Source organism: Rhizobacter sp. P2_H3 (genome assembly GCF_056403355.1).
In genome coordinates this window covers 1-6,197 of sequence record NZ_JBFUFQ010000299.1, presented here as the reverse complement: position 1 = coordinate 6,197, position 6,197 = coordinate 1, and the positions used below count along the sequence as shown (strand labels likewise).

Genomic DNA, 6,197 nt, shown 5'->3' with positions numbered 1-6,197 from the left:
CCTTCCTGCCGCCACCGCCGCGCGGGCGCACGCTGGTGCTGGGGGCCGGCAAGGCGGGCGGCGCGATGGCCCAGGCGCTGGATGCGCTGTGGCCCGCCGACGCGCCGCTGTCCGGGCTGGTGGTCACGCGCTACGACCATGTGCCGCCCGGCTACCGCGCGAAGCCGGGCCGCATCGAGGTCGTCGAGGCGGCCCACCCGGTGCCCGATGCGGCCGGGCGGCAGGCGGCCCAACGGATCGCCGCACTGACGCAAGGGCTGACCGCCGATGATCTCGTGCTGTGCCTGGTGTCCGGCGGCGGCTCGGCGCTGCTCGCGCTGCCGGCCGACGGCGTCACGCTCGAGGAGAAGCAGGCGATCAACAAGGCGCTGCTGAAGAGCGGCGCCGCGATCGACGAGATGAACTGCGTGCGCAAGCACCTGTCGGCCATCAAGGGCGGGCGGCTGGCGGCGATGTGCGCGCCGGCCCGCGTGGTCACGCTGCTGGTCTCCGACGTGCCGGGCGATTCGCCCGAGGTGATCGCGAGCGGGCCGACGGTGCCCGATGCGACGACCTGCGCCGATGCGCTGGCGATCCTCGCGCGTTACCGCATCGAGGTGTCGGCGCCGGCGCGCGCCGGGCTGGAAAGCGGCGCGTTCGAGACGCCGAAACCCGGCGACACCCGCTTCGCCGGGCACGAGGTGCGGATGATCGCGACGCCGCAGCAGTCGCTCGAAGCCGCCGCGGCACTCGCCCGCGCCGCGGGCATCGAGGCCCACATCCTCGGCGACGAGATCGAGGGCGAGTCGCGCGAGGTCGGCAAGGTGCATGCGGCGCTCGCGCGGCAGGTCGCGCGGCGCGGACAGCCGTTCCGCACGCCGTGCGTGATTCTCTCCGGCGGGGAGACGACGGTGACGGTCGCCAGCAAGGGCGGGCGCGGCGGGCGCGCCACCGAGTTCCTGCTCGGCTGCGCCCTCGCGCTGCAAGGCCAGCCGGGCGTGTTCGTGCTGGCCGCGGACACCGACGGCATCGACGGTGTAGAGGACAACGCCGGCGCGATCGTCACGCCCGACACGCTCGCGCGCGCCGAGGCACAGGGCCTCAGCGCACGTGACCGCTTGGACCGCAACGACGCCTACAACTTCTTTGCGCCGCTCGGTGACCTGGTCGTGCCCGGGCCGACCTTCACCAACGTCAACGACTTCCGCGCGCTGCTGGTGCTCTGACCCGGCGGGAGCTCACTGCTCCAGCAGGTCCTTCATCTCGTCGGCGTGCTCTTCCTCGTCGTGCAGGATGCCTTCGAGCATGCGGCGCGTCGTCGGATCCTTGTCGCCGATCAGCGTGATCATCTGCCGGTAGGTTTCCACCGCGACGCGCTCGGCCACCAGGTTGGCGCGGATCATCGCCTTCAGTTCCGACGACTCGTCGTAGGCGGCATGGCTGCGTTCGAGCAAGGTGTTCGGCGAGAAATCGGGCTCGCCGCCGAGCTGCACGATGCGTTCGGCGATCAGGTCGGCATGCGCTGCCTCTTCGTTCGCGTGCACCATGAACTCGGCGGCGATCGCCGGCGACGACATGCCGTGCGCGGTGAAGTGGTGGCGCTTGTAGCGCAGCACGCAGACCAGCTCGGTGGCCAGCGCACCGTTCAGCAGCAGCACGATGTCGTCGCGCCACGGGCCGTAGCTCGGCGTCACGGCCCCGTCCTCGGTGCGCTTGCGGGCGGCTTCGATCGCGGTCTCGTCCAGGCGCAGGGCCTTGCCCTCGCGGGCGTTCTTGTCGTGCATGGCCATCTCCGTTCGGGGTCAGGGTTGCGGATCCTTTCACTGTAGGAAGCATCGGTCCCGGCCGGCATCGGAAGGCAGCGGCCCTGCCTGTAGGACTGGGCCGCGCCGGCCTCACCGCTGCTGCTGCAGCAACTGCGCCACCACCGCCACCGCGATCACCTCGGGTTCCTTGCCGGCAATCCCCGGCACGCCGATCGGGCAGGTCATCCGGCCGATCGCCTCGGCCGGCACGCCGCGCTCCTCGAAGCGATGCACGAAACGCGCGCGCTTGGTCCGGCTGCCGATCAGGCCGAGGTACGCGAAATCGCCGCGGCGCAGGATGGCCTCGGTGATGCGCAGGTCGAGGTCGTGGCTGTGCGTCAGCACCAGGTAGTGCGCGCCCGCAGGCGCCTGGGCCACCTCGGCCTCCACCGGCTCGACGCACAGCCGCTCGATGTGCGCCGGCAGCGGGTGCGGCGGGAATTCGCTGTCGCGCTCGTCGATCCATTGCACGCGGCAGTCGATGCCGGCCAGCAGCGCGACGATCGCCCGCCCCACATGGCCCGCGCCGTACAGCTGCACGAAGAAGCGCGGCGCGCCGTCGGGCCAGGCGGCCAGCAGCGCGTCGCCGAGCCGCTGGGTGCGCAGCGTCAGCGCGCCGCCGCAGCACTGGCCGAGCGAAGGGCCGAGCGCGAACTCGGCGTCATGGGGTGCCGTGTCGCCGGTGGCGAGCCACTGCCGCGCCTGCGCGATCGCCGTCAGTTCGAGGTGGCCGCCGCCGATGGTGCCCAGCACCGCATCGCGCGTCACCAGCATGTGCGTGCCGGCCTCGCGCGGTACCGAGCCGCGGTGCGACAGCACCTGCACGTCCATCGCCGGCACGCCGGCCGCGAGCAGCGCCAACGCCTCACGGCGCAGCGTGCTCATCGGGAGATCTCCGTCAGCCCACGAGCACCGGCAGCGGCGTGTTGATGACCGTGCCCACCAGCTCGTACACCGCCTCGTGCGTCAGCACGCCGGCCAGCACCAGCTTGGGCCGGCGCAGCAGCGACTTGGCCTTCGTCAGCAGCCCGCGCCAGCCGCCGTGCAGCCCGACGCGCAGCCGGTTGCGCAGCGTGTCGCGCAGGATCAGCAGCGAGGTTTCCTCGCGCACCTCGGTCGCGAACTGGCGCTTGTATTCCGACACGCCGATGCCGAAGTTCAGCGTCTGCGGCCGCTGGTGCGCGATCAGGTCCTCGATCAACCGGTACAGCAGCACGGTGCCGGGGCTGAACTTCGACAGCTCCGCGTCGTGGCCGATGTCGGCGTAATGGAACACGCCGCGCCCCTGGTAGCCCAGCACGAAGGCCAGCGCCCGGCCGCCGCTGCGCAGCACGTAGCTGCGCAACAGGCCGCGGCGTGCCAGGTCGGTGAGCCGCAGCGCGATGTCGTCGCGCTCGATGCCCAGCGGGCCGATCGCCTGGTGCTGCCAGGTGCGCCTGGCGATGTGCTGCGCCTGGCGCACGAACTCGGCCACCTGCTCCTCGGCATCGACACGGATCAGCTCCAGCCCCGGCATCTGCTCTTCCAGCACCCGCACCTGGCGGCGCAGGTTGTAGCGCTTCTTGCTGCCGAAGCGCGCCAGGTAGGCATCGAAGGTCTCGGGCAGCGCGATCGTGTACAGCGGGCGCTTGCCGTGCTCGCTGTACAGCAGCGAGCCGCCGCGCTGGCGCAGCTGCGCCTCCCAGCCGGCCCAGGCGCTGCAGCCGGCGGGAATGCCCTTCAGGAACAGCGCATCCAGGTCGGCGCGCTCGCGCCACAGCCGATCGACCACGTCGGCCAGCGCACCCGGCCGGCCGGCCACCAGCGGCGCACCGCCCAGCAGGTGGGCCGAGCGCAGCTTCAGCGAGGCAAAGGTCCAGCGCCCGGCCGAGAACGCGAGCGGGTACGGCTGCACGTCCATCGGCACCACGCCGACCTCGGCGCCCTCTTCCGCCGGCAGCACGCCCAGCAGCAGGTCGTCGGCCGGGCGCGTCGCGACCAGGTGGTTCCACCACTCCGGCGACTGGTAGATGCGGTAGACATGCCCGCTGTCGCTGAGCAGCCCGTCCCAGCCTTTCATCAGCTGGCTGTCGGTGGCAGCCGCCCGCGAGAACACCACCGGTGAAGCTGCGGGTGGCGTGGCAACGGGTGCGAAGGCGGAAGTGGTGGCGCTCATGAAGACGGCTGGAGCTCGCGAAGAATCGACCGGACAACGGCGCCCGGTGCGGACGCCTGCGAATCGACACGAAGGATATCGACGGCAGCGCTTTTGCCGTCTCCCTCGCCCCGGGGGTTCGTGCGTGAATACCGCACGAATCGGGGCCGTCCTGCCTCGTTTTGGCGCTCACGTTGCGTTCGGTTGCCTGGCTTGCGTCTGGTGGCATTGCATCCGATGGCGTTCAGCCTGCCGCACGCACCGCGGTGATCGCATCGAGGATCGCCTCCGGCGTCGCCGGCGCGCGCAGCGGCGGGTCGATGCGGTGCCCGCCGAGCGCCGACACCGCATCGCGGATCGCGAAGAACACCGAGAACGGCAGCAGCAGCGGCGGCTCGCCGACCGCCTTGCTGCGGTGGATGCTGTCCTCGACGTTCTCGCCGTCGTACAGCCGCACGTTGAAGACGGCCGGGCAGTCGTTCGCGGTCGGGATCTTGTAGGTACTCGGCGCGTGCGTCGCGAGCAGGCCGGTCTGCGGGTGCCACACCAGCTCCTCGCTGGTCAGCCAGCCCATGCCCTGGATGAACGCGCCCTCGACCTGGCCGGTGTCGACGGCCGGGTTCAGCGAGCGGCCGGCGTCGTGCAGCACGTCGGCGCGCAGCAGCTTCCATTCGCCCGTCAGGGTATCCACCAACACCTCGCTGACGGCCGCGCCGTACGCGAAGTAATAGAACGGCCGGCCGGTCAGCGTCGCGCTGTCCCAGTGCAGGCCGGGCGTCGCGTAGAAGCCGTCGGACCACAGCTGCACGCGTGCCAGATAGGCCTGCATCACGAGCTCGGCGAACCCGATGCGCCCGGCCGGGCCGATCACCTCGTCGTTCGCGAAGCGCAATTCGTCGGCGCGGCAGGCCAGCAGGGGCGCGGCCACGTCGGCCAGCCGCACGCGGATCTGCCGCGCCGCATCCTGCGCCGCCTTGCCGTTCAGGTCGCTGCCGGTGGAGGCGGCGGTGGCCGAGGTGTTGACGACCTTGTGCGTGTCGGTCGCGGTGACGCGCACCCGCTCGAAGCCGACGCCCAGCTCGTGCGCCACCACCTGCGCCACCTTGGTGTTCAGCCCCTGGCCCATCTCGGTGCCGCCGTGGTTCACGAGGATCGAACCGTCGGCATACACATGCACCAGCGCGCCGGCCTGGTTCAGGTGCTTCACGTTGAAGGAGATGCCGAACTTGACCGGCGTGAACGCCAGGCCGCGCTGCAGCACCGGGTTCACCCGGTTGAACGCCGCCACCGCCTCGCGGCGCGCACGGTAGCCGCTGTCGGCCTCGAGCTGCGCGCACAGCTCGTGCAGGATGTTGTCGTCGACCGACTGGCCATAGGGCGTCGTGCGATTCGTGTCGGTGCCGTAGAAGTTGATGCGCCGCACGTCCAGCGCATCCTTGCCGAGCGCGCGCGCGATGCTGTCGACGATGTTCTCGATCGCGATCGCGCCCTGCGGCCCGCCGAAGCCGCGGAACGCGGTGTTGCTCTGCGTGTTGGTCTTGCCGCAGAAGCCGTGCATCGCGACATCGGGCAGCCAGTAGGCGTTGTCGAAGTGGCACAGCGCGCGCGTCATCACCGGGCCCGACAGGTCGGCCGAATGGCCGGCCCGCGACACCATCGTGACCTCGCTGCCGAGGATGCGGCCGTCGTCGTCGTAGCCGGCCTCGTACTCGTACCAGAAGCAGTGGCGCCGCCCGGTGATCAGGAAATCGTCGTCGCGGTCGACCCGCAGCTTGACCGGCCGGCGCAGCTTCTGCGCCGCCACCGCCGCGACGCAGGCGAACAGCGCCGATTGCGATTCCTTGCCGCCGAAGCCGCCGCCCATGCGCCGGCACTCCACCTGCACATGGTGCGAGCTCAGCTGCAGCGCATGCGCCACCAGGTGCTGCATCTCGCTCGGGTGCTGCGTCGAGCAGTGCAGCAGCAGGCCGCGGTCTTCCTTCGGGATCGCGTAGCTGATCTGGCCTTCGAGGTAGAACTGCTCCTGGCCGCCGACGTCCAGCGTGCCTTTCAGGCGGTGCGGCGCCGCGTCGATGGCCGCCCGTGCGCCGCCCGCGCGCGTGCTGCGCACCAGGTGCATCGGCGGCAGCACGTAGGCACCGGCCGCATGCGCGGCCTGCGGCGTCAGGACCGGCGGCCGCGCCTCCACCTTCAGCACCGCCTTGGCCTGCGCCGCGGCACGGCGCGCCGCATCGCGCGTCGACGCGATCACCGCGAACACCGGCTGGCCGAGGTAGCGC

The 6,197-nt window shown here is 71.4% G+C and carries 5 protein-coding genes; 1 reads left to right on the top strand and 4 read right to left on the bottom strand.

What is annotated here, in order from left to right:
• Nucleotides 1-1,205 (top strand): glycerate kinase type-2 family protein (locus tag AC1D1T_RS29315; protein WP_477993012.1); only part of this gene is annotated, 1,205 nt, incomplete at its 5' end.
• Between the two features lie 12 nt (nucleotides 1,206-1,217).
• On the opposite strand, the gene AC1D1T_RS29310 is transcribed toward AC1D1T_RS29315, so the two are convergent.
• The 4 genes from AC1D1T_RS29310 to xdhB form a co-directional block, all read right to left on the bottom strand.
• Complete coding sequence (locus tag AC1D1T_RS29310) at nucleotides 1,218-1,763, bottom strand: ferritin-like domain-containing protein (protein ID WP_477825114.1); 546 nt, start codon at nucleotides 1,761-1,763, stop codon at nucleotides 1,218-1,220.
• Between the two features lie 111 nt (nucleotides 1,764-1,874).
• Nucleotides 1,875-2,669, bottom strand: coding sequence for a xanthine dehydrogenase accessory protein XdhC (xdhC, locus tag AC1D1T_RS29305; RefSeq protein WP_465112657.1), 795 nt, complete (start codon nucleotides 2,667-2,669; stop codon nucleotides 1,875-1,877).
• Nucleotides 2,670-2,682: 13 nt separating this feature from the next.
• Nucleotides 2,683-3,939 (bottom strand): GNAT family N-acetyltransferase, encoded by a 1,257-nt coding sequence (locus AC1D1T_RS29300; RefSeq protein ID WP_477825113.1) that lies wholly within the window; start codon nucleotides 3,937-3,939, stop codon nucleotides 2,683-2,685.
• A gap of 223 nt (nucleotides 3,940-4,162) precedes the next feature.
• The coding region (gene xdhB, locus AC1D1T_RS29295; RefSeq protein WP_477993011.1) for a xanthine dehydrogenase molybdopterin binding subunit at nucleotides 4,163-6,197 on the bottom strand (2,035 nt) is incomplete at its 5' end.

Excerpts from the sequence above, each read along its gene's own strand:
- AC1D1T_RS29310 (WP_477825114.1), bottom strand. The coding sequence starts at position 1,763 with ATGCACGACAAGAACGCCCGCGAGGGCAAGGCCCTGCGCCTGGACGAG.
- xdhC (WP_465112657.1), bottom strand. The coding sequence starts at position 2,669 with ATGAGCACGCTGCGCCGTGAGGCGTTGGCGCTGCTCGCGGCCGGCGTG.
- AC1D1T_RS29300 (WP_477825113.1), bottom strand. The coding sequence starts at position 3,939 with ATGAGCGCCACCACTTCCGCCTTCGCACCCGTTGCCACGCCACCCGCA.